This window comes from Agreia sp. PsM10 (assembly GCF_030433855.1).
In the GTDB taxonomy this organism is placed as follows: domain Bacteria; phylum Actinomycetota; class Actinomycetes; order Actinomycetales; family Microbacteriaceae; genus Agreia.
The window spans coordinates 38909-60569 of record NZ_JARUXC010000007.1; the positions used below are offsets into that span (position 1 = coordinate 38909).

Annotated in this window: 24 protein-coding genes; 8 read left to right on the forward strand and 16 right to left on the reverse strand. The window is 68.9% G+C overall.

Translation table 11 applies throughout. From position 1 onward, the window contains the following. Nucleotides 1-49: 49 nt before the first annotated feature. Nucleotides 50-598, reverse strand: a complete 549-nt coding sequence (locus QCD70_RS10565) for a TetR/AcrR family transcriptional regulator (RefSeq protein WP_301215947.1) — start codon at nucleotides 596-598, stop codon at nucleotides 50-52. 80 nt (nucleotides 599-678) lie between these two features. Here QCD70_RS10565 and QCD70_RS10570 point away from each other — a divergent pair, with 80 nt between their 5' ends. Then, nucleotides 679-1449, forward strand: a complete 771-nt coding sequence (locus tag QCD70_RS10570) for an SDR family NAD(P)-dependent oxidoreductase (RefSeq protein ID WP_301215949.1) — start codon at nucleotides 679-681, stop codon at nucleotides 1447-1449. A 136-nt stretch (nucleotides 1450-1585) separates the two neighbouring features. After that, nucleotides 1586-3022: an MFS transporter gene (locus QCD70_RS10575; protein ID WP_301215951.1), complete on the forward strand. Its 1437-nt coding sequence runs from the start codon at nucleotides 1586-1588 to the stop codon at nucleotides 3020-3022. 51 nt (nucleotides 3023-3073) lie between these two features. Here QCD70_RS10575 and QCD70_RS10580 read toward each other — a convergent pair whose 3' ends face one another. Continuing rightward, nucleotides 3074-3553, reverse strand: coding sequence for a DUF2000 domain-containing protein (locus QCD70_RS10580; protein WP_301215953.1), 480 nt, complete (start codon nucleotides 3551-3553; stop codon nucleotides 3074-3076). Nucleotides 3554-3665: 112 nt separating this feature from the next. On the opposite strand from QCD70_RS10580, the gene QCD70_RS10585 reads away from it, so the two are divergent. Further along, the gene (locus QCD70_RS10585) at nucleotides 3666-4145 is read left to right on the forward strand and encodes an Lrp/AsnC family transcriptional regulator (protein ID WP_301215955.1); all 480 of its coding nucleotides are present in this window, start codon (nucleotides 3666-3668) and stop codon (nucleotides 4143-4145) included. Nucleotides 4146-4215: 70 nt separating this feature from the next. On the opposite strand, the gene QCD70_RS10590 is transcribed toward QCD70_RS10585, so the two are convergent. After that, nucleotides 4216-5451, reverse strand: a complete 1236-nt coding sequence (locus tag QCD70_RS10590; protein WP_301215957.1) for an MFS transporter — start codon at nucleotides 5449-5451, stop codon at nucleotides 4216-4218. Between the two features lie 171 nt (nucleotides 5452-5622). On the opposite strand from QCD70_RS10590, the gene QCD70_RS10595 reads away from it, so the two are divergent. Continuing rightward, complete coding sequence (locus QCD70_RS10595) at nucleotides 5623-6069, forward strand: MarR family winged helix-turn-helix transcriptional regulator (protein WP_301215959.1); 447 nt, start codon at nucleotides 5623-5625, stop codon at nucleotides 6067-6069. Between the two features lies 1 nt (nucleotide 6070). Next, complete coding sequence (locus tag QCD70_RS10600; protein ID WP_301215961.1) at nucleotides 6071-6964, forward strand: ATP-grasp fold amidoligase family protein; 894 nt, start codon at nucleotides 6071-6073, stop codon at nucleotides 6962-6964. Nucleotides 6965-7043: 79 nt separating this feature from the next. On the opposite strand, the gene QCD70_RS10605 is transcribed toward QCD70_RS10600, so the two are convergent. Then, entirely contained in the window at nucleotides 7044-7784 is a 741-nt protein-coding gene (locus QCD70_RS10605) for an SDR family oxidoreductase (RefSeq protein WP_301215963.1), read from the reverse strand. 144 nt (nucleotides 7785-7928) lie between these two features. On the opposite strand from QCD70_RS10605, the gene QCD70_RS10610 reads away from it, so the two are divergent. After that, nucleotides 7929-8747: a helix-turn-helix transcriptional regulator gene (locus QCD70_RS10610; protein ID WP_301215965.1), complete on the forward strand. Its 819-nt coding sequence runs from the start codon at nucleotides 7929-7931 to the stop codon at nucleotides 8745-8747. A gap of 10 nt (nucleotides 8748-8757) precedes the next feature. On the opposite strand, the gene QCD70_RS10615 is transcribed toward QCD70_RS10610, so the two are convergent. The 11 genes from QCD70_RS10615 to QCD70_RS10665 form a co-directional block, all read right to left on the reverse strand. After that, complete coding sequence (locus tag QCD70_RS10615; protein WP_301215967.1) at nucleotides 8758-9255, reverse strand: hypothetical protein; 498 nt, start codon at nucleotides 9253-9255, stop codon at nucleotides 8758-8760. A gap of 58 nt (nucleotides 9256-9313) precedes the next feature. Continuing rightward, nucleotides 9314-9661: a hypothetical protein gene (locus QCD70_RS10620; RefSeq protein ID WP_301215969.1), complete on the reverse strand. Its 348-nt coding sequence runs from the start codon at nucleotides 9659-9661 to the stop codon at nucleotides 9314-9316. Between the two features lie 102 nt (nucleotides 9662-9763). Continuing rightward, complete coding sequence (locus tag QCD70_RS10625) at nucleotides 9764-11146, reverse strand: glycosyltransferase family 2 protein (RefSeq protein WP_301215971.1); 1383 nt, start codon at nucleotides 11144-11146, stop codon at nucleotides 9764-9766. Next, on the reverse strand, nucleotides 11140-12147 hold the full coding sequence (locus QCD70_RS10630; RefSeq protein ID WP_301215973.1) for a hypothetical protein: 1008 nt from the start codon (nucleotides 12145-12147) through the stop codon (nucleotides 11140-11142). The genes QCD70_RS10625 and QCD70_RS10630 overlap by 7 nt, the downstream gene beginning before the upstream one ends. Next, nucleotides 12144-13088, reverse strand: coding sequence for a WcbI family polysaccharide biosynthesis putative acetyltransferase (locus QCD70_RS10635; RefSeq protein ID WP_301215975.1), 945 nt, complete (start codon nucleotides 13086-13088; stop codon nucleotides 12144-12146). The genes QCD70_RS10630 and QCD70_RS10635 overlap by 4 nt, the downstream gene beginning before the upstream one ends. A gap of 159 nt (nucleotides 13089-13247) precedes the next feature. Continuing rightward, nucleotides 13248-14204, reverse strand: coding sequence for an NAD(P)/FAD-dependent oxidoreductase (locus tag QCD70_RS10640; protein ID WP_301215976.1), 957 nt, complete (start codon nucleotides 14202-14204; stop codon nucleotides 13248-13250). Then, nucleotides 14201-15076 carry a class I SAM-dependent methyltransferase gene (locus QCD70_RS10645; protein ID WP_301215977.1) on the reverse strand — a complete coding sequence of 292 codons (876 nt, stop codon included), beginning with the start codon at nucleotides 15074-15076 and terminating at the stop codon, nucleotides 14201-14203. The genes QCD70_RS10640 and QCD70_RS10645 overlap by 4 nt, the downstream gene beginning before the upstream one ends. A gap of 66 nt (nucleotides 15077-15142) precedes the next feature. After that, nucleotides 15143-15430, reverse strand: a complete 288-nt coding sequence (locus tag QCD70_RS10650) for a hypothetical protein (RefSeq protein ID WP_301215979.1) — start codon at nucleotides 15428-15430, stop codon at nucleotides 15143-15145. Between the two features lie 95 nt (nucleotides 15431-15525). Beyond that, nucleotides 15526-16851, reverse strand: a complete 1326-nt coding sequence (locus tag QCD70_RS10655; protein ID WP_301215980.1) for a low temperature requirement protein A — start codon at nucleotides 16849-16851, stop codon at nucleotides 15526-15528. Nucleotides 16852-16928: 77 nt separating this feature from the next. Continuing rightward, entirely contained in the window at nucleotides 16929-17333 is a 405-nt protein-coding gene (locus QCD70_RS10660; protein ID WP_301215982.1) for a DUF6855 family protein, read from the reverse strand. A gap of 48 nt (nucleotides 17334-17381) precedes the next feature. Beyond that, complete coding sequence (locus tag QCD70_RS10665) at nucleotides 17382-18275, reverse strand: DUF808 domain-containing protein (RefSeq protein WP_301215984.1); 894 nt, start codon at nucleotides 18273-18275, stop codon at nucleotides 17382-17384. 417 nt (nucleotides 18276-18692) lie between these two features. Between QCD70_RS10665 and QCD70_RS10670 the strand changes: the two genes are divergently transcribed. Next, a complete protein-coding gene (locus QCD70_RS10670) occupies nucleotides 18693-20033 on the forward strand; it encodes an HNH endonuclease signature motif containing protein (protein WP_301215986.1) in 1341 nt (446 codons plus the stop codon). A 391-nt stretch (nucleotides 20034-20424) separates the two neighbouring features. Here the strand turns inward: QCD70_RS10670 and QCD70_RS10675 are convergent, their stop codons facing one another. Then, nucleotides 20425-20793 (reverse strand): MerR family transcriptional regulator, encoded by a 369-nt coding sequence (locus QCD70_RS10675; protein WP_301215988.1) that lies wholly within the window; start codon nucleotides 20791-20793, stop codon nucleotides 20425-20427. A 133-nt stretch (nucleotides 20794-20926) separates the two neighbouring features. Between QCD70_RS10675 and QCD70_RS10680 the strand changes: the two genes are divergently transcribed. Next, nucleotides 20927-21652, forward strand: a complete 726-nt coding sequence (locus tag QCD70_RS10680) for an SDR family oxidoreductase (protein WP_301215990.1) — start codon at nucleotides 20927-20929, stop codon at nucleotides 21650-21652. Nucleotides 21653-21661: the final 9 nt, after the last annotated feature.

Below are 21661 nucleotides of genomic sequence, written 5' to 3' on the forward strand. Positions count from 1 at the left end.
TCCTTACGGCTGCGCCCGGAATCGAGACGATGTCGAAACGCGGAGAGGGTCAGGCAGCGGGAAGCCGGAGACCGTCGAAGGCCACCCGCAGCAGCGCCTCGCTTCGAGGATCGCTCGCAGGCAATCGCGAGGAGCGCACGGAATGGGCGATGCCGCAGAGCAGCAGGAGAACGGCCTGCGCGTCGACGTCTTCTCTGATCGCGGACCCCTTCTTCGCCGACGCGACCAGCGCCCCGAGCGCGGTGATCAGCGCCTCGCGTCTTTCGCGCGTCTCGGCGAGAACCGGCTCCGCCCGGGCAGTGACCTTCTCGAAGAGCGGGTCCTCGACGAGAAGCACGAAGTGCGCTCGGAGGGCTCCTTCGAGCTGTGACGGCCCGGTGTTCTCGAGCACGGCCTTGAGCTCGTCGAACCGACCCCAGACTAGAGCCTCCTCCAGCTCTTCGACGACGGCGAAATGGCGATACACGGTGGCCACACCCACGTCGGCGGCTCGGGCCACGGCATTCAGCCCGATGCCGGCACCGCTGTCGACCAGCGTTCGCGCCGTCTCGAGAATGTGCTGCCGATTCCTATCGGCGTCTCGACGAGGCCCCTGCATGCCTCAAGCATATGCGGTTAGCTCCGAATACGGATAAGGTATCCGAGCGGATAGATAATCCGTTTCAGATCGGAGCACTCATGACCACGACATCCCCGCCCCTCGCTGTGATCACCGGCGCCAGCTCGGGCATCGGAAGGGAATTCGCTCGACGCTACGCTCGCGAGGGCTACGACCTCGTTCTGGTTGCCCGGTCAGGCGAGGCATTGCGCGCTCTGGCCGACGAGCTCAAGACTCGTCACCAGGTCTCGGCCGACACGCACGTAGCTGATCTGACGAAGCCCGACGATGTCACCGCTCTCGGCGAGAAGCTCCTGCACGGACTCCCCCGGTTGGATCACCTGGTCAACTCGGCAGGCGTCGCTCCCGAGGGAGACCTCGCCGACTCGCACGAGGACGACCTGCGTCAGGTCATCGATCTCAACATCACGGCCCTGACCCTGCTCACCCGCGCCGCCGTCATCCGGATGCGCCGGGCCGGCACGGGAACCATCGTCAACATCGCGAGCGCCGCCGGCAACCAGGCGATGCCGCACTTTGCGACATACTCGGCCTCGAAGGCCTTCGTCATCAAACTCACCGAGGCGGTCTCCGAAGAGAACCGTCGCCACGGACTCCGCATCGTCGCCGTCTCGCCGGGCGACACCGACACGGGAATGGGTTCGAGCACCGCGAAGAACAAGCGCAAGCCCGAGCAGGTCGTCGACACGGCGTGGCGGGCGATGGCAGGCAGCGCGCCGTCGGTGGTCGACGGACGCATGAACAGCGCTCTCGCCGTCGTCTCGACACGGCTCCTCCCGAAGCGCCTCCAGTTGGGCATAGCCGAACGCATGATGCGCCGGATGAGCTGAGCGACGACCACCTCGGGCATCGCGCGGTGTATGGTCTTTGCATCTGAGGTAAAAACGCCCACCCGCTTCGTGCGGCCGGCGCAGACACGCGGTCTCGAACGAGTCGCCACTTCTTCGTTACGAAGGAGCGTGTCCCTTGACCACCACCATCCCGCGATCGCCTCGCACCCTGCGCGAGGCGTGGATCGCCCTCGCCGGCCTCTCGGCCGTGTTCCTGTTCGAGATGCTCGACAACTCGATCCTCAACGTCGCCCTGCCCACGATCGGGCGCGAATTGGATGCGACGACTGCCGGACTGCAATGGGTCACAGGCGCGTACTCGGTCGTCTTCGGCGGCCTGATGCTGCTGTTCGGCGCGGTAGCCGACCGCTTCGGGCGCCGCCGCGTGATGCTCGTGGGCCTCGTGATTCTGGGGATCGCAAGCCTGGGCACGGCCTTCGTCACGACGACCGAGCAGCTCATCGTCGTGCGCGCCGTCATGGGGATCGCCGCCGCCATGACCACCCCGGGCTCGATGGCGCTGGCATTCCGGCTCTTCGGCACCGACGAGCTGCGCGTGCGTGCCATCACCGTGATCTCCACGGCCGGGCTCGTCGGCCTCGCGATCGGCCCGACCGCCGGAGGCCTCGCCCTCGCCGTGGCCCCCTGGCAGGTCCTGCTGCTGATCAACGTGCCCATCGCCGCCCTCGCGTTCATCGGCATCCGTGCGGGCATCGCGGCCGACGATCCGGCCGACCGTCATCACGACCCGATCGATGTCTCGGGGGCCGTGCTCGGAACATCCACCATCGTGTTCGCGCTCGTCACCCCGACTCTGTTCGTCGACCTCGGCGCCGGGTCGTGGATGCCGTGGGCCGGCATCGCGGCGACGGTCGCCGCGGGCGTCGGCTTCGTGCTGCGCGAGCGCACGGCGCGGACTCCCCTGCTCGACCTGCGCCTGCTCGCCCTGCCCCTGGTGTCGAGCGGACTCGCCTACAAGGCTGCGGCCGGGCTCGCCGTCGCCGGGCTGAGCTACCTGGTGACGCTGCAGCTGCAGTTCGCGTGGGGCTGGCCTCCCGCCGCGGCCGCCGTCGCGATGCTGCCGCAGGTCGTGGTGCTGCTCGCCAGCGGCAGGCTCGTCGGACCGTTCGTGCAGAAGGTCGGGCTCGATCGCGCAGCGTTCGTCAGCTCGGCGGCCGTCGTCGCGGGGCTCGCGGTGTTCGGCCTGTTCGGCCGCTTCGGCTACGGGTGGATCCTCGTCGCGCTCGTACTCGTCGCAGCCGGGATGCGCGTGGTCGGCGTGGTCGCGGGAACGAACGTGCTCAAGGGGCTGCCCGAGTCGCGCACCTCGATGGGCGCCGCCCTGGTCGACACCTCGAGCGAGCTCGCCACCGCGATCGGCATCGCGGCCACGGGCACGATCCTCTCGGCACTGTTCACCGGAAGCATCGCGTCGACCGAATGGAGCGCCGCTCAGGCAGGGCAGTTCGAAGCCGCGGTCACGATCGCGGGGCTCACGCTGACCGCGTTCGCCGGTGCTCTCGTGGCGGTCGGACTGAGGTGGGCGTCGACAGCAGGGACCGCTGCGGACTAGAGGTACCGGCACACCGGGGCATACTGTCCGCCGCGGGCACTGCTAGCTCACTTACGGCATCAGTGACAGCCCACCCACAACCTTGTCGATGCGGTTCTTCGGGCCGACCAGGCTCACGGCGAGATACTCGATCTCCTCCGTATCCGTCGCTCCCATGGTCTCGATGTACTCGTCGTAGACCCGAATGGCCTGGGCGACCGCCGGCATGTCGGCCACGAACGTGGCCTCGTGCGCGACGCCCTTCGCCCTGATGGCCTTCAGCGCGTCGGCGGATGCGGAGAGGATCGTGCATCCCGCCCATGGCAGACCGGCGTGCGTCTCACCGGACGCATCGATCACCTCCGGTCCGAGGATGCCCGAGACCGCCTGGGTCGTGGCGCTCGCGACGCAGACGGCCGCGTTCACAGCCCTGCCCGCGGGGATCGACTCGTTCACCACGATGACCCACTTCAGGCGCGCCGCCCGGGTAGGGGTCGAGAGGTCGATCTCATCGGCGTGGAAGCCGATCACGGGCGGGGTGGTGGCGTTCATCGAGCGGTTCCGTTCGTCGGATGATCAGCGATACGGAGACAGGCTATGTTTTTCGGCGGCCTGTCCGTCCGAAGACCGTACTTAATACGGTTCGGAGGCCAGAATGGGCATCATGGACGAGATAGACACGGCGATTCTGCGGCAGTTGCAGGCAGATGCACGGATGACGAATCGCGACCTCGCCGCGGCCGTCGGCGTGTCCGCGACGACGGCGCTCGAACGCACGCGCAGTCTTCGCGCCCGAGGAGTCATCACGGGCGCCAGTCTCGACATCGATCTCGCCTCGATCGGCCGCGGCGTGCAGGCCCTCGTGGCCGTGCGCATCCGGCCGCCCTCGCGCGAGGTCATCGAGGCGTTCCGCGACTGGGTGAGCGCGCTGCCCGAGACCCTCGGCGTGTTCGTCACGACGGGCAACGAGGACTTCATCATCCACGTCGGCGTTCGCCACAACGACGACCTCTACGCCTTCGTGATCGACCGGCTCACGCAACGCCGCGAGGTCGCCGACGTGCGCACATCCGTCGTCTACGAGCACATCCGCACCCAGAACGTGGTCCCCACTGCGCCGCCGGCCCCGAAGCGCCGCCGCTAGCTGCGCCCGCTGCGGACAGGAGTGACCGGCGCACCGGCCACTCTTGTCCGCAGCGGTGACTACTGCAGGCTCAGGATGCGACGGGCTGGGCGGGTGCGTCGCGTGCGGGTTCCTGCGCAGGCACGGGCGCAGGCGCGGCCGCGGCGCGCGCCGCCCCGCGCTTCGCCGCGGCGGCCGCCGGGATGATGACCGCGATCGCCAGCACCGTGAGCCCTGCTCCGGCCCAGATGGGCGAGGTGTAGCCGAGGCCCGCGGCGATCGTGACTCCGCCGAGCCAGGCGCCGAGCGCATTGCCCAGGTTGAAGGCGCCGATGTTCGCCCCCGAGACGAGGGTCGCGGCGCCGGAGCCGGCCGAGCGCATGACGCGCATCTGCAGCCCGGGAACGGTGGCGAATCCGAAGCCGCCCATGAAGAAGAGGACGATGATCGTGGCCGGCTGGCTCCGAGCCGTCAGGGCGAAGGCGACCAGCACGATCGCGAGGGCCGCGAGCGCGACGATGAGCGTCGCATCCAGGGCCTTGTCTGCGGCCTTGCCGCCCACGACGTTGCCGAGGAACAGGCCCACGCCGAACAGCATGAGCAGCCACGGAACGGCGCTCGATGCGAAGCCCGAGACCTCGGTGAACACGTAGGCGATGTAGGTGAACGCGCCGAACATTCCGCCGTAGCCGAGCACGGTGACCGCGATCGACAGCCACACCTGCGGTGCGCGGAAGGCGCTGAGCTCCGCCCGCAGGCTCGGAGTTCCCTCTGCGGCGCCGGCGGAGCGGGGCACGAGGGTGAGGATTCCGGCGAAGGCGATGACGCCGATGATGGTGATGGCCCAGAACGTGGAGCGCCATCCGAATGCCTGGCCCAGGAACGTGCCGAACGGAACGCCGAGCACATTCGCCGCGGTGAGGCCGGTGAACATGATGGCGATCGCGCTGGCCTTCTTGTTCGCCGCGACGAGGCCGGCGGCGACGACCGAGCCGATGCCGAAGAAGGCTCCGTGACAGAGGGCGGCCACGACGCGGCCCGCGAGCATGAGCTCGTAGCTGGGCGCGAGGGCCGAGATGAGGTTGCCCCCGATGAAGAGAACGAGCAGGCCCATGAGCACGTTCTTGCGCGGCAACCGGGTGACGAGCGCGGGAACAGTGAGAGCCCCGACGACCACGCTGAGCGCGTAGCCGGTGATGAGCCAGCCGGCCGCGGCCTCGGTGACGCCGAAGTCGGCGGCCACCTCGGGCAGGAGACCCATGATGACGAACTCCGTGAGTCCGATTCCGAAGCCCCCGATGGCGAGGGCGAGTAGTCCGAGGGGCATGCGAGTCTCCGTGTGGGATGCGATGGATGCTTGGCGTGCTCGGGTAGAGCGCGTACGCTAGTAGTTGCAGGCGCGGGATAAATCATTGCACACGCTTTTATCCCGCGCAAGCAACTACTTTGCGTGTTGGCCGTTCGCGACGCCCCGCACGCTCGAAACACCGGAGGAACCATGGGCATCGCAGACGACGCAGTCGAGATCCGCTCGCAGGGCTGGCGCACGCTGGCCGCGCTGCACGGACTCATCGAGACCGAGCTCGAGCGCGCCCTCACCTCGAGCGTCGCCCTGTCGGTCGTCGAGTACACGGTTCTGGATGCACTCAGCCGCCAGCACGGCTGGCACATGCGCATGCAGCAGCTCGGCCGCGCCACGGCCCTCAGCGCCAGCGCCACGACGCGCCTCGTGAACCGGCTCGAGGAGCGCGGACTGCTCACGCGTGTGCTGTGCGCCGACGACCGGCGCGGCATCTACACCGAGCTCACCGCGTCGGGGCAGAAGCTGCTCACCGAGGCACGCCCCGTGCACGACGAGACTCTCGAGCGCGCCCTGGCAGCCGCCCGCGCGATGCCCGAGCTCGCTCCTCTGGTCGACGCACTGCCGACGCTCGCCCGCGCCTAGCGTGGCCACGACCCACGTGCGCTGGCGCCAGCGCAGTCGACTCGTCCGCGCCGTGCGGCTGCTGCGCACCCGCAGGCCGCAGACCTTAACCGAGAAGGTGCGCTACAAGATGCTGCGCGATCACCGGATGCTGCTGGTCACCTTCGCCGACAAGGCCGCGGTTCGCGAGTACGTGGCGTCGCGCGTCGGCGCCGAGTACCTGCCCGAGGCATACGGCATCCTCCGCGATCCCGAAGGCCTGCGCGAGCTCGAACTGCCCGAGTCCTACGTCGTGAAGCCGACCCACGGCAGCGGTGCGGCGATCGTGGTGTCGCCACAGGCATCCGAGGACCAGACCCTGCCGCCAGCCGCGTGGGGCTGGGTGTACCGGCACGTGCGGCCATCCGCCGTGTCGCTCGACGCGCTCGTCGACATCGCGCAGGTCTGGATGACCAAGCTCTACGGGCAGGGGCCGAACCGCGAGTGGGCGTACGGCGAGGTCGAGCCCGCGGTGATCGTGGAGGAGATGCTCGTGGCGCCGGGAGGCATCCCCGACGACTACAAGTTCTTCGTGTTCCACGGGCGGTGCCGGTACATCCAGGTGGATGCCGGTCGCTTCGGCGGCCGCACCCAGGACTTCTACGACGCCGACTGGAAGCACCTGCCGATGAGCGGCGGCCCGGCCTGGATCTCGCCGGAGCGCGAGCGCCCCGAGCGCCTCGACGAGATGATCTCGATCGCCGAGAGACTCGGCGCCGAGACCGACTTCGTGCGCGTCGACCTGTATGCCCTGCCCGACCGCATCGTGTTCGGAGAGCTCACGAGCTATCCGGCCGGAGGCGACAGCCCCTTCGAGCCGCAGTCCTTCGACGCCGAGTTCGGCAGCCACTGGACGGTGCCGCGCCGCTACCGCTGACCGCGGCATACGGCATCCGCGCCCCGTGGGTGCATCCGCCTCCGGTCGGCTGGCAGCGGATGCGCCGGACGGGCGCGGATCACCGGCCGGGCAGCGCGGCCAGCGACTGGGAGCGGGCCGCCAGGAGACCGGCATAGGTGCCGTCGCGTTCGGCCCATCGCAGACGCTGCGCCGCCTGCACCACGATCTCGTTCGGCGTCGGCGTCTGGGTCAGCAGGCCGACGACCTCGTCGAGGAAGCCATCGAGCGGTAGCGCGGCCGGGTTGACCTTCTCCTGGCCGGCGGTGGCGACGGCCGGCGGGATGAGCTCGGTCACCGTGACACCGGCGCCCGACAGCTGCGCACGAAGCGCCTCCGTGTAGGCGTGCACGCCGGCTTTGGACGCCCCGTAGGAGGGCATCAGCGGGAACGGGAGGAATCCGATTCCGGAGGTCACCGTGATGATGTCGCCTGCGCCGCGGGTCACGAGGTGCGGGGTGAACGCGTCTATCACCCGGATCGTTCCGAGCAGATTGACCGCGATCGTGGTCTCGGCAGCGCCGAAGTGGGCCGGGTCGCGCAGATCCTCTTGCAGAAGCACCCCCGACATGGTGACCACGACGTCGAGGTCGGGGTGCGCGGCGAGCACGTGGTCGCGGGCCGTGAGAACAGAGGCGGCGTCGGTCACGTCGATGCGAACCGACTCGAGGTCGTCGACCCTGCTCGTGTCGCGTCCGCCCACGATCACCGTGCTGCCCGCGGCGGCGAACCGTCGGGCGAGACCGAGCCCGATGCCGGAGGTGCCGCCCACGATGAGGACTGTTCGATTGCTGATATCCATGAGATGTCTCCTTCTGGCGAGCTCGCAGCGAGCCCGGCTACAGCTCGATGCTCGTCGCGATCGCCACGGCGAGGCAGTCCTCCGCTGATCCGGGGAGTGGCAGGACCCCCTCTCGTCGCTTCGGCGCTCGGTATCGTGACACCCATGGATGGTGACGACCGCTCGAACCGGCTCGGCGAGTACCTGCGCGCCCGGCGCGGGCTGGTCACCCCCGAGCAACTCGGCCTGCCTGCCGGCTCTCATCGGCGAGTTCCGGGCCTCCGCCGAGAGGAGGTGGCCCTGCTGGCGGGCATCAGCGCCGACTACTACCTGCGCCTCGAACGCGGGCGCGACAGCCATCCGTCGCTGCAGGTACTCGAGTCACTGGCACGGGTCCTTCAGCTCGACGAGGTCGAATCCGCCTATCTCGTGGGGCTCGGTGCGGAGAGCCCGCGGGTCCGTCGGCAGCGTCGCGTCGAGCACGTGCCCGAGCGCGTGCATCACCTTCTCGCGGCGCTTGATGTTCCCGCGTTCATCGAGGGTCGATACTTCGACGTGCTGGCATCGAACGCACTGGCAGCGGCCCTGTCGCCGCGCCTCGTTCCCGGCCATAACCGGCTGCGCTCGCTGCTCCTCGATCCGGAGGAGCGTGAGTTCCACGACGATTGGGAGACATCCGTGGCGTCGTTCGTGGCCCTCGTGCGACAGACCCTCGGCGACGAGGTCACCGACCCACGCGCGGTCGAGCTCGTCGGCGAGCTCAGCCTGGCCAGTGAACGGTTCCGCACCCTCTGGGCCCGGCAGGACGTGCGCCCGCTCGAGGGCGGCAGCACGACCGTGAACCATCCGGCGGTCGGCACGATGCGCCTGCATCGCGAGAAGCTGCCTCTCGGCGACCTGATTCTCGTGCTCTACTACCCCGACGAGAACAGCGACGCAGCCGGCAAGCTCCGCCTCATGGGTCTCGCCGCGTCACGGGGCTGAGCGGGCCCGATCAGCCGCCGAACAGCTTTCCGAAGAAGCCCTTCTTCTTCGGCTCCCAGCCGCCCTGTTCGAGCGCCGCGATCAGGGGTTCCTTGATCTCGTCCGTGGTGAACGCGTAGCCGTAGGTGAAGCCGTCGTGAGTTCCCTGGCGGTCGGTCGTGCTCGCTGCAGACCCGACTCCGAACGAGAAGGTCTTCCTGGTCTCTCGGCCCTTGAAGGTCGAGGTCGAGCCGCCGATGCTGAACCCGCCGCCGCCCGTGCTGCGAATGCGCGACTCGCTCTGCGTGTCGGTCTCGTCGAACTCCCACTGGGATTCGGCCGGGTCGAGCGTGACCCGCAGCTCGTACGACGCATCGATCGTTCCGGCCGCGGTGATCGCGGCCCACTTCACGTCGGCGTACTTCCACACGGCCTGGATGCCGTAGGGAGCAGCCTGGTAGACGAACGGAAGCTCGTCGCTGTTGAGCGCGAGAACGCGCGCCTGGGCCTGTTCGAAGGTGTCTGGCACGACTCCAACCTAGGCCAGTCGCCGACTCCGCGGTATGGCGATCGAGCAGCCAGGCGACTCAGGACTCGTCGATCGCGGGGAGCTCGACGTCGGTTCCGTCGAGGAATCCGGGCGCGTGAACGAGAAAGAGGTTCATCTTTCCGCCGTACGAGTATCCGGTCTCGCGCGGAAGGAAGACGACGTCGTCAGCACCGACCCGCTTCGTCACCCCATCGATCTCGAACCATCCTGATCCGGACTGCACCAGGTAGATCCTGTCGGAGTGCGTGCTGTGAATGCGGTGGTGCTCTCCGTCGACCTCGATCGTCGATGCGCTCGCGAACGCATCCTCAGGCGAGTAAGCATGGATGCGCAGCCCCGGCCTGACGATCTCGACGGCCTCGGACGCTGTGACGATATGACGCATGTGCTCAGTCTCGCAGTCACCGGCCTCATCCGCGCTGGTTCGGCGCATCCGCCGCCGGCCGACTGGTGGCGGATGCTCCCCGAGGGCGCGGATGCGGCGGGGCTAGCCCCAGCCGCCCAGGTAGGCAGCGACGCTCGGCTCCGTCGTGATCGGCGCGAGCCAGGGCGCGCGCTCCACGAGCGTGTCGAAGAGGGCGTCGTCGCGCCAGCGCGCACGCCGCAGCGCGGCCCGGCGCGATGTGACCGTCATGAGGGGCTCGTCGTTCTCGCCGGTGAACAGGACCTCGCCCAGCTCGCCCACGCCGACCGCCTCGACGGCCCAGGCGAGCCTGTTGTCGCGCGGCGCATCCGGCAGTCGCACGGCCACGGCGTTCGGGATGTCGATGCGCACGCGCTCGACGCCGGTCGCGGCGACGACGGGGCCGGCCCCGGAACCCGCCGAAACGACTCGCGGATCACCCCGAAGCACCTCGGGCAGCGGACCCACCACCTCCACTCGGGCCCGCGGAACAACGGTGAGAAGCGAGTCCACGCAGACGAAAGCCGCAGCATCCGAGATGGCGGACACAACACGAATCAGCACATCGGCCTGTGCGCCCAGCACGGCTCGCGGCGCTGATCCGGCCGCCGGGATCGACTGCGCCAGCTGCAGGGTCTCCGCGTTCTTGCGACGCTGACGTGCGTTGCCATCCGACGCGTCCCCCTCGCTGCGCCCACCCCAGTCGGGCCCGTTGTGCCAGGCCACCGCCGAGGGAACATGAGCGAACACCGCGCCGCCGAGCCAGGCGCGGTGCGCCCACTCCCAGTCCTCGCCGCCGTACTGCGTGAACGACTCGTCGAAACCGCCGACTGAGTCGAAGAACCAGCGCGAGCACGCGATGACGGCGCCGATCACGAAGCGGTACGAGCGGTCGTCGCTGTCGAGCAGGTCGCGCGAGGCGGCGTAGGCGTCGGCGAGCCACTGCGGTTCGTCGAGGGCGGCGAGGGGAGCCGCGACCTCGATGGGGTCGTCGTCGGAGAAGCGCTCGAAGAGCGCGTGCCGCCGCCGACCCACTGTGACCGCCTCGGGCGCGAGGGCCGGCAGGCGCGTGAGCGCATGCACGTACCCCGGTTCGGGCGCGGTGTCGGCGTCGAGAAAGCACAGGATGCGCCCCGTCGACGAGGCCGCCCCGAGGTTGCGGGCGGCGCTGAGCCGAAAGCCACGGTCCTCCTGCCGCACCAGCCGCGCGCCGTGCGACATGCGCGGGGCCGCCGCCGATCCGTCGTCGACGACGATCACCTCGAGCAGCTCGGAGGGGTACGTCTGACGTGCCAGACCGGCGAGCGTGCGATCGAGCTCGGCCTGCTGCTCGTAGTGCACCACGATCACCGACACGGTCGGCAGCTCGGCCGCAACCCGACCGTCGAGCACATCCCAGGAATTGCCGCGCAGGCCCACGCCGTACGGCGGGCCCGACCCGGCCGGGCCCGACCCGTCCGTCACCATTCGACGGCGTCCCACCAGGCCAGATACGCGGATGCGACGTCGGACACGTTGGGACCGATCACGGCGTCGTCGTGCAGCCAGGTCGACCCCGGATTCCGCAGCGCGTCGGCGATGCCGGCCGCGAGGTCCCGGGTGCCATCGACCACGCTCACCGTGCCGGGGCGCCGCTCGGCGATCTCGCGAACGTACCGGCCGTCGACGACGAGGGGGCGCCGCCCGGCCGCGATCCAGCTGTTGATGCTGCCCGATGCCGAGAAGTGCTGGTGCGCTGCGACACCGACAGAGGCCCGCCGTGCGCGCGACGTGAGCTCGGCGTCTTCGAGGTACCCCGTCACATCCAGCGTCACGCCGAGGTCGTGGGCGAGCCCCGCGAGCTGCTCGAGGTCGCGTTCGTGGCCGGCCGACGGCCGCCCGAGAAAGGTCAGGCCCGGCCGCAACTCGGTCGTGTCGGCGATGCGGGCGACCGCGCGCAGCACCTCGAGGTGCCCCTTGCCCGGATAGTAGAAGCCGAGGACGGCCACGTTTCCGTCGGACTCGGGCCGCTCGGCCGGGGGAACCTCGGTGTCGATGGGCAGCGGAATCACGTGGGCACGGCCGGTGGGATCGGTGAAGTCGCGCAGCACATCGACCTCGTGCACGCTGTTGAAGACCACGCCGTGCGAGGCCGCCAGCACACGGCGATAGCAGTCGCTGCGGCGTGCGAAGTTCACCGATCCATCGGATGCCTGCGGCACGTCGTGAAAGGTCACCGTGATCGAGCTCCGGGCCGCGATGGCCTCGATGCGGTCGGCCGCGTCTTCGGGCGAGGTGCCCCAGAGGCGGTCGGTGAAATGCAGATGGCTTCGCGCCGGAACACTCGCTCCGAGCAGTGCGCTGCTCGACAACCGCAGGCTCGCACCTGTCAGCCGCTCGACGGCCGACGCGACGACCGAGGAGTACTGCGTGACGCCGTGCTGGGCATCCGGGGTCACGATGAGGGCCGGCACCCGCGCGACGATCACGCGGCGGCCAGAATCTCGAGGGCGCGGCGGTGCCGCACGAGGCCGGCCTCGACGGCATCCGGATGCTCGGCGTACCACTCGAGGTGCGCCCGCTTCACGGTGTCGTCGGAGACGGCGACCCCGCCGATGATCCAGTCGGTTCGCGGTTCCTCGTCGAGCCCGTACGTCTCGATGACCGCGGCCGACCGCGGCGCGTGCACCGAGTCGAGCAGCGGGCGGTCGAACTCCACGGCGTGCTCGGCGAGGCCGGCGCGGGCGCGGACTCGTTCGGCGAGAGCTTCGAAGACCGCGTTGCCGGGGTGATTGAGCGTGCGCATCACAGAGAAGTCGGGCGTCGCGAAGAGGTCGGAGATGCGCACCGTGTCGAAGGCCTCCTCGCGCCGGGTGAGCTCGCCGATCGAGTCGGCCGCGAGCGCACGCACCATCGCGGGCGTCACCGAGGTGGCGATGGGCTCGCCACCGGATGCCTCCACCAGCGTGCGCAGGTCGTGATAGGCCGCGATCGGCGGCGTGAGCGACAGGTCGCTCGGCGGCCGGATGATCGCGTGGGTCGGATAGAGGCCCGCGAAACGGATGACCGGCACGAGAACCGTGCGCCCGGCATCCGGAATGCGCGCGGCCAGCTGTCGCACGCCGAGCGGCAGCTCGTGGTAGTCGTCGCGCACGGGCTGCGAGACCAGCAGCGAGGTGCGCTCGAGCAGTCGATGAAGGTAAGGGATGTCCGCCGCGGCGAGCTCGTGCACGGGCGGAACCCGCACGGTGTGGAGCCCGGCTCCGTGCAGCATGACGCGCAGCGACTCGGCCTGGCAGTTGCCCATGACGACGGCGACGCCCGCGGAGGCATCCGGCTCGACGCCCGACCCACCCTGCTCGTAGAACTCGCCGTAGTGGAGGGTGCGACCGTCGGGCCCCTGCCCCTTGTCTTCCCCAGCGTCGTCCACGTCCTCCATGCTCTCAGCAGCGGGCCCGGAGACGAAACGCGAAGGGAGGCGCTTGCGGAGAAGAGTGAACGCGGATATGGCGCATCGATCCGTCAGAAAACGTTCATCGCGAGCCCGGGAGTGGGCATTCTGTGACGGATCGATGCACCTTCGACCTGTCTAGGCGGCCGCGACCGCCCTCGCGAGGTCGGCGGCAGCGAGGTCGCCATTCACAGCGGCGCCCGCCATCACACCCGATCCGGCGGCGACCGACACCATCGCCATGGGCTCCGCCGTGTTGCCGGCCACGAAGACGCCGGGCACCGCGGTCATGCCGCGCGCATCCGCCACGACCTGCTCGCCGAACGGCGTGAGGGTGCGCTCGCCGCCGAGCGCCTCGTAGAGCTCGGTGCGGGCGATGAAGCGAGGCGCGACCACGACGGCATCCACCTCGAACGACCGGCCGCCCTCGATCTCGACGGCACGCACCTGATCGCCGTCGACGACGATGCGCTGCACTCGCGGAGTCACGACGCTCACCCCGAGCGCGGCGAGCTGCTCCCACTGCTCGTCGCTCGGCTCCGGGGCGTCGTGCAGAAAGAGGGTCACGTCGGAGCTGAGCTGCCTGAACAGCATCACCTGGTGCATCGCGCCCTCCGTGCGGCCGAGCACGGCGATGCGCTGGTCGCGCACCTCCCATCCATGGCAGTAGGGGCAGTGCAGCACGGTGCGACCCCACGCCTCGCGCACTCCGGGAACGTCGGGCAGCTCGTCGACGAGGCCCGTGGCGAGCACCACGCGGCGGGCGGTGACGACGGATGCGCCGCCGTCGACCTCGATCGTGAAGGCATCGGCGACACCGGATGCGCCGGTCACGACGCCGTTGAGAATGCGCACGCCGTAGGCCTCCGCCTCGGCTCGGCCCCGGGCGAGCAGTTCGAGTGGCGAGATGCCTTCCTGCCCGAGCATGTTGTGGGCGCCGTGGGCCGGAGCGTTGCGGGGCTGCCCCGCGTCGACGACGATCACGCTGCGGCGAGATCTGCCCAGGGCGACGGCGGCGGCGAGCCCGGCGGCCCCGCCCCCGACGACCACGACATCGGCCTGCAGTCCGGCGGTCATCGCTGCGCTGGCGTTCATCGCTGCGCCTCCGCCGGTCGGGTGGCGGTCCAGATGAAGCGGGTCGATTCGAACGCCAGCTCTGCCGTGCCGCGCTCGAGCTCGGCGATCGCGGAGTCCAGGCCGGCGAGCTCGTCGGCCGAGAGATCGGCACCGACGACGTCGCGGTTCCTGGTCAGGTGCAGGGCGAGGTAACGGGTGCCCTCCGACGTGTCGGTCGACGCTGTGAAGGCAGCCTCTCGCCGTTCGACGTCGACGAATCCGGCCTGCTGCAACTCGTGGGTCCACTCCGCCGAGACGGGGTAGCCCCGTTCGGCGAGTGCCGAGACGACACGATCGCCGAGTCCGTCGAGACCGGTGCCGAGGTCGGCAGGCCGATAGTTCGTCGCGGCGGTCATCTCGATGACCACGATCACTCCGCCCGGGCGCAGTGCGTCGAAGGCCTGGCTCAGAACCACCGCCGGGTCGGTCACGTGGTGCAGCGAGAGCGCCGCCCAAGCGAGGTCGATCGGGGCGGGCACGGCGCTCGGCCAGTCTCCGTCGAGGTCGACGAGCTGCGGCTGCACCCGATCGCCGAGACCCGCCTCGGCGGCAGCGGCGCGCAGTCGGTCGACCATGGCGGGCGAGGCGTCGAGGCTGTGCACGCGAGCCCGGTCGAAGCGACGTGCGAGGGCGAGGGTGCCCGTTCCCGTGCCCGAGCCGAGGTCGACGATGGTGGCCGGCACGGCATCCAGGGCCCCGGATGCGGCGTCGAGGGCGGCGTCGAGAACGGGCGCGCCGAGAACGGCATCGAGGTCGAGGATCTCCGCGAGGCCGGTGTCGTGCTCGGGCGCGGGGCCGTGGCCGGGCCGGTCGTGGTGCGAGTGATGTGCGTGCGTGTGCGGCTGCGTCATGGGGACCACGCTAGAGCCTTCTTGGCCGTGCGACATGAGTTCTTGCGAGATACGCAAGACGGCCGATCAGAGGTCGTCGAACACCGACAGCTCGTCGACAGACGAGAACGGCTCGAAGGGGCTGCTCAGGTCACCATTGTCGCGCGGCTCGTCGGGCACATCCGCGATCTCGAAGGTGACGGGTACACCGGGCGACACAAGGATCGCGAGTTCGCGATTGCCGTAGAGGGTGACTTTCACAATATCGCCGCCTGCTCGTACCGCGACGAGCGCGGCCGCTTCGATCGCCCCGACATCCTGACCTTGGGCGAGCGGGTACTGCGTGTCACTGACCGTGATGGTGATGCGTTTCATCCCTGTGCCTCCGTCGAATACACAAGCACGACCCGAGGAGCTCGCGAAACCCCTTGCCGTCTGCACGTCACAGCGACAGCGCTCGACGGCGCGCGTCAGCCCGTGTGCTCTGTTGCGGCGGGTAGGCGACGCCATGCGGCGAGCGTGTGCGCGTAACCGACGATCTCGTGCCCCACGACCTCGATCACGGCACCGAGCGCGACAAGGCCGACCACCACGCTGAGCAGTGTCATGGCGCCCGGCTCCTCGAGGTCGAGGGCTTGCTGCGGATGGAAGAGAGCACCCACCACCACGGCCCCGGCGAGCGGGGCCATCGTGATCAGCAGCAGCGGCAAATGAGTCAGGTCGAACGAGCGCATGAGCACGCTCCAGATCAGGAAGATCACGCAGACCGTGGTCGCCAGCGGAACGGCAAGAGCGAGCGCGATGCCCAGCAGAGACACCCCTCCGTGCTCCACGGCGATGGTGGTCAGGTGCAAACCGGCGCCGATGGCCGCGATCGACCCGAACAGGGCGAGGTGCGCGTAGCGCCAGGCGAATGTGCGCTCCGGACGCTGCTCCAGCACCAGCCGTGAGGGGACGAGGAAATAGCTCCACCAGACCGACGCGGCGATCAGCAGCCCCGAGGCAGCGATCAGCACGGCCTCCAGAGACCACCCCACCTCCTGGGTGAGGGCGCCGACCGCGGCCGTGGTTCCCGCGATGACCTCACCGATGGTGATCAGGGTCAGCAGCGCGAACCGCTCTGCGAGGTGCCCTGCGTTCCACGGTGAGAAGCCGTAGCGCCGCGTCGCCAGTACGGGTGCAACCATTTCTGCGGTGGCGACCACGATGATCAGAGCTACGGTCGCCGCAGCCGGCAGGGGCAGCACCGCAGTCACTATCCATGCGATCTGGGCGACCGAGATGATCGCGACGTACGACAGCGCGTTTCGACGGTGCTGCGGGTCATGGACCGAGGCGCGTATCCACAGCGCGATCTGCGGCACGCGCATCACGATGTATCCGATCACCATCAGCGCGTTGTTGGGGCTCTCGCCGTGCGCCGCGGCCTCGAAACTCACCGGAAGCCCGTACGTCAGCACGATCACGCCGATCATCTGAACGATCGTGGCCACCCGCAGCAGCAGGTCGTCGTTGCCGTACGCCGAGGCGAACCAGGAGTAGTTCAGCCACGCCCAGCTCACCGCCCAGACCGCGAACGCGAAGGCGCCGAGTGCCGGCCAGACCGTTCCCTCGCCGAGATATTCGGCGAGCTGGTCGGATGCCGCGGCGAAGGCCACCACATAGGTGAGGTCGTAGAGCAGCTCCAACGGGGTCGCAGACCGACCTCGCTGATGCGGGTCGCGCCCGGGCATCAGCCTGACTCGATGCCGCAGCTCCTCCTGCAGCCGAGATGCGAACGTGTCTATCTCGCTCATTCCGACCTCCTTCCCCGTATCTTCATCGATCGACGAGGGAAGGGGAAAAGTATCTGGCGTCGACGGGACCGCGGTGGTTACGTCGCGCGCACGCGGTTGTTGCGGGCTCCGTGCTCGAGTTCGACGAGACCGAGGTGCTCGAGCAGGGGCGGCAGGTACACGCCGAAGCGTCCGCGGTACCCCTTTCGAAGTCCGTACCAGCCGCCGACCGGGTTGGACTCGTCTCGCCCGAAGGCCTCGACGGCGCCGGGCACTGCCGGCTTGTTCTCGTCGGCACCGCCGAGGGCGACCCAGTCCTTCTGCTCGAGCAGCCAGTGGTGGAGATCGTCCACCGCGCTGAGGCGGTACATCAAGGTGGTGGAGCCGACCGTGCAGACGAGGGTCTCTCCGTCGCGATGAATCGTGTAGGCGGAGGAGCCGGGCGCCGTGGTCAACGCGACAGGGGCATCCTTGCCGCCGATCGCATCCGTTGTCTGTGACATGGTCGCGAGCATACGCGCATACCAGCCGATGCGGTCAGTATTAGGCAGTCAGTGTGACACGGCCGCCGGCTGGTCGCGCTTGAGGAGTCGCGACAGGCCCATGACGATGCCGACGATGATCATTCCGAGCACCAGCCCGAACACGAACGACACGGCGGTGTCGGCGATCCAGACCACGACCGGCCCCGCAGCCTCGACGGCGTGCGTCACCACGTGCACCAGGTCGTACGGACCGTGCCAGAACGTCTCGGCGAGGTTCGTGATCACCAGGTGACCACCGACCCAGAGCATCGCGACCGTTCCCACGATGCTGATCACTCGGAACACCGCGGGCATCGCCCGCACGATCCGCGCGCCGGTACGACGGATGCCTCGGGCCGGGTTCTTCATAAGACGCAGGCCGATATCGTCGATCTTCACCAGCAGGGCCACCGCGCCGTACACGAGCAGGGTCATACCCAGACCGATCACGACAAGCGAGCCGAGAGTGAGCCAGATTCCGAAGTCCGGATCGAGGCTGGCCAGCGCGATGAGCATGATCTCCGTGCTCAGGATGAGGTCGGTGCGGATCGCGCCGAACACGAGCTTTCCCTCTGTCTTCTGCTCTTCGTCCGCCTCCGCGTGGTGCACGCCGAACCACTCGGTGACCTTCTCCGCGCCCTCGAAGCAGAGGTAGGTGCCGCCGATGATCAGCAGGAAGGGCAGGACCCAGGGAGCGAACGCGGTGAGCAGCAGCGCGATCGGAATGATGATGACGAACTTGTTGACGAGGCTTCCGAGCGCGATCTTCCACACGACGGGCAGTTCGCGCGCGGGTGTGAGCCCCTGCACGTACTGCGGCGTGACGGCGGCATCGTCGATCACGACGCCGGCGGTCTTGGCGCTCGCCTTGAGGGCGGCGGTCAGAATGTCATCGACGACGGCGAGCAGGCCGACCGACATGGGCGTCTCCTTGGATTGGGGGCGTCTTCGTGCTGCCGATGCAGCTGGTCTGGCTCCCACAGTATCCTGCACGGGTCGGGCAGGCCGCCTTGCTCCGCTCCGGCGCCGGTCGAGTAGGCCGATCGCAGCCGTATCGAGACCCCTGTCCCCTGAGCCCGTCGAAGGGCCCGACCGGTCTACCCGCACCACCTCTGCGCGGGTCGAGCAGGTCGCCCGCACAGCCCCCGCGCCGGTCGAGTAGGCCGCTCGCGGCCATATCGAGACCCGTTCCCTGAGCTTGTCGAAGGGCACCCATCCAGTCCGCGTCCCCTCCTCCACAACCCACCATTAGCGGCACTTATCCACAGTCGTTTCCCCTGATCAAGCATCGAATGCTCGCATCGACCCAGTGTCGGTGGTCACTGTTTGACTTTCCCCATGACATTCGAAACCCCACCCCTCGAGCCTGACCCGTACGTGGTCGCGCTCGATGAGGTCGCCGCCCTCGACACGCAGATAGCCCGGCTATCCGCGGTCAGGGCCAGACGCGTCACCGCGGCCAGAAACCACCTGCACCGGCAGGCGCCGGTCGACACGTCCACCGCAGGACCGGTCTGGTCCACCGCCCGGGTCGAACGGGTCGAACTCGTCACCGAGCTCGCCCTGCTGACCCGACGAACCGAGTACCGCACCGCCACCCTCGTCGACACCAGCACCGCCCTCGTCGATCGGCTCCCCGCCACCCTGGCCGCGGTCGCTGCTGGTGTCGTGTCGTGGGAGCACGCCGAAGTCATCGCGAAACACGCCGACGGACTCGACGGCGACGCCCTGGCCACGTACGACGCTCGCTTGGCGGTGCTCGCGGGTGAGGTGAACCCTCGACAGCTCGAGAAGAAAGCCCGCCACGAGGTGGAGCTCGCCCAACCCACCACCGCCGTGAAACGAGCGGAGAAAGCCGCCGGCACCCGGCGCATCTATGTCGACCCGGCAGCGGACGGCATGGCCTGCCTCACCTTGTTCGCCCCGGCACCGGAGATCCATGCCATCGCAGACCGCGCCGTCAGATTGGCGGCCGGACTGAAAACAGGTGGTGACCCCCGGAGCATGGGGCACCTGAAAGTCGACGTTCTGACCGACCTGCTTCTCAACGGGGAACCCTCGATCCCCGGAGCCACCCGCGGTATTCGGGGTCGGGTGCATGTGATGGTTCCCGCGATGACGCTCCTCGGGGTGGGTGAGGAGGCGGCGATTCTCCGCGGGTACGGGCCCATCGACCCGGCCACCGCCGCCCAGCTCACCGCCGACGCGACGTCCTGGCGGCGCATCCTGACCGACCCGATCACGGGACGGATCCTTGCCACCGACCCGCGCGACTACCGGCCGACCGCGGCGATGATCGATCACGCCCGGCTCGTGCATCCGGAGTGTGTGTTCCCGGGGTGCACGGTTCCGTCGGAGCAGGCGGACATGGACCACACCGAAGACCACGCCTACGGTGGCGGCACCATCCCCGAGAACCTGGCACCACTGAGCACGGGACACCACCGGGTGAAGCACCACACGAGGTGGCAGTTCATCCAGAACGGAGACGACACCCTCACGGCCACGTCGCCCGCCGGTCACGTTTACACGGCCCGGCCGGAAGGCCGGATGCGGCCCGCACCACAAGCCCTCATCAAGGCCACAGCGGCAACAGCAGCAGCCGCGGCCGCAGCCGCGGCCGCAGCCGCGGCGACGACGATCACCGTCGAGGAGGAGCTCGCCGGCTGCCCCTTCTAACCACCACCGGGCTCGATACGGCCGCAAGCGGCCTACCCGATCAACGCAGAAAGGTGCCGGGTCTCGATACGGCGGCCAGCGGCCTACCCGACCGGCTCCAGGGGGTGAGGCCGGGGCGTTCCCCGAGCTCGTCGAAGGGGCGGACTGCTCGGCCGGCTCCAGGGAGACGAGAGCGCCTCCGCACAGCGCCGATAATCCAGCGCGCCCGATACCCACCACCACCCCTGAGCCGATCGAGTGGTGGCGCGAGGAACGAGCACCGCGTATCGAGATCACCCCGGAACTCTCTCTCGGACCGCCCGCACGAGCGCGCTCCGCGCTTTCGCGCGCCCCGACGCCTATCGGAGACCAGCGCAAGATCCGGCGCGAAGAGCGGATACAGGCCCATGCCTCATCGAAGTGAGGGGCAGTGCTCCGGCGTGGGGTTGCGGGTGATGTCGATCATGCGATCAAGGGCGTCGCGAGCTGCGGCGAGATCGGCCATGGCCGCGGTGATTCGCCTGCGCTCCTCTTCGAGCACCTCGAAGACCTCGGGAGAAGCGTGTCCGCTCTCGACGCACGGAAGCAGCTGGAGGATGGTGCGGCTCGGCAGGCCGGCGGTGAAGAACTGCTGAATGAGCTGCACGCGCTCGATTGCAGACTCCGTATAGGTGCGCTGGCCCGTCGATGTGCGCTCGGACCCCAGCAGACCCTGTTCTTCGTAGTAGCGGAGTGCCCGGGTGCTGACTCCTGCGCGTTGCGCGACGTCGCCTATGCGCATGATGCCCTGCCTCCCAGAATTGTGAATTCGTCTTCTGACTTGCCCTTGACGTCAACGTCAACGTTTAGCGTAGCCGATGTCGCCTCGCGAACGCATGGCGAAAGACACTCATCAGCAGAAAGCACGGCACAGCATGAACATCACCGACCAGGTCGCCCTCGTCACCGGAGCCAACCGCGGGATCGGCCGCCAGTTCGTTCTCGAACTGCTCGACCGCGGGGCCGCGAAGGTCTACGCCACCGCTCGGCGCCCCGAAACGATCGATTTCGATGACTCGCGCGTTGTTCCCCTGCGGCTCGACCTGCTCGACCACGAGTCGGTGGTCGAGGCGGCCGCCGCCGCGACCGACGTCACCCTCCTCGTCAACAACGCCGGCATCTCGACCGGTGCGCCACTCGTGATCGGCGAGCTGAGCGAGCTCCACCGCGAACTCGACACGCACTTCTGGGGCACCCTCGACATGATCCGCGAGTTCGCTCCGACGCTCGCCGCCCAGAGCGGCGGCGCCATCGTGAACGTGCTCTCGGCGCTGTCCTGGTTCGCGGCCCCCGGCAGTGGCGGCTATGCGGCAGCCAAAGCGGCCGAGTGGAACATGACCAACGGGGTGCGGCTCGAACTCGCAGCCCAGGGCACCCTCGTGCAGGGCGTCCATCTCGGCGCGGCCGACACCGACATCATGGCGGGGTACGACGGGCCCAAGATCGACCCGCGCGACGTCGCTCGCTCCTCGCTCGACGGACTGACTGCAGGAAAGATCGAAGTGATCGTCGACGACTGGGCCGCGATGGTGAAGGCCTCGCTCGCGGGAGACCCGGCCGTCTTCTACGAGCAGATGACCCAGATCCTCGGCACCGACTGAGCACCGATT

Coding starts and splice junctions, on each gene's coding strand:
- QCD70_RS10565 (WP_301215947.1), bottom strand. CDS start 598: ATGCAGGGGCCTCGTCGAGACGCCGATAGGAATCGGCAGCACATTCTC.
- QCD70_RS10570 (WP_301215949.1), top strand. CDS start 679: ATGACCACGACATCCCCGCCCCTCGCTGTGATCACCGGCGCCAGCTCG.
- QCD70_RS10580 (WP_301215953.1), bottom strand. CDS start 3,553: ATGAACGCCACCACCCCGCCCGTGATCGGCTTCCACGCCGATGAGATC.
- QCD70_RS10585 (WP_301215955.1), top strand. CDS start 3,666: ATGGACGAGATAGACACGGCGATTCTGCGGCAGTTGCAGGCAGATGCA.
- QCD70_RS10590 (WP_301215957.1), bottom strand. CDS start 5,451: ATGCCCCTCGGACTACTCGCCCTCGCCATCGGGGGCTTCGGAATCGGA.
- QCD70_RS10595 (WP_301215959.1), top strand. CDS start 5,623: ATGGGCATCGCAGACGACGCAGTCGAGATCCGCTCGCAGGGCTGGCGC.
- QCD70_RS10605 (WP_301215963.1), bottom strand. CDS start 7,784: ATGGATATCAGCAATCGAACAGTCCTCATCGTGGGCGGCACCTCCGGC.
- QCD70_RS10610 (WP_301215965.1), top strand. CDS start 7,929: ATGGATGGTGACGACCGCTCGAACCGGCTCGGCGAGTACCTGCGCGCC.
- QCD70_RS10620 (WP_301215969.1), bottom strand. CDS start 9,661: ATGCGTCATATCGTCACAGCGTCCGAGGCCGTCGAGATCGTCAGGCCG.
- QCD70_RS10625 (WP_301215971.1), bottom strand. CDS start 11,146: ATGGTGACGGACGGGTCGGGCCCGGCCGGGTCGGGCCCGCCGTACGGC.
- QCD70_RS10640 (WP_301215976.1), bottom strand. CDS start 14,204: ATGAACGCCAGCGCAGCGATGACCGCCGGACTGCAGGCCGATGTCGTG.
- QCD70_RS10645 (WP_301215977.1), bottom strand. CDS start 15,076: ATGACGCAGCCGCACACGCACGCACATCACTCGCACCACGACCGGCCC.
- QCD70_RS10650 (WP_301215979.1), bottom strand. CDS start 15,430: ATGAAACGCATCACCATCACGGTCAGTGACACGCAGTACCCGCTCGCC.
- QCD70_RS10655 (WP_301215980.1), bottom strand. CDS start 16,851: ATGAGCGAGATAGACACGTTCGCATCTCGGCTGCAGGAGGAGCTGCGG.
- QCD70_RS10660 (WP_301215982.1), bottom strand. CDS start 17,333: ATGTCACAGACAACGGATGCGATCGGCGGCAAGGATGCCCCTGTCGCG.
- QCD70_RS10665 (WP_301215984.1), bottom strand. CDS start 18,275: ATGTCGGTCGGCCTGCTCGCCGTCGTCGATGACATTCTGACCGCCGCC.
- QCD70_RS10670 (WP_301215986.1), top strand. CDS start 18,693: ATGACATTCGAAACCCCACCCCTCGAGCCTGACCCGTACGTGGTCGCG.
- QCD70_RS10675 (WP_301215988.1), bottom strand. CDS start 20,793: ATGCGCATAGGCGACGTCGCGCAACGCGCAGGAGTCAGCACCCGGGCA.
- QCD70_RS10680 (WP_301215990.1), top strand. CDS start 20,927: ATGAACATCACCGACCAGGTCGCCCTCGTCACCGGAGCCAACCGCGGG.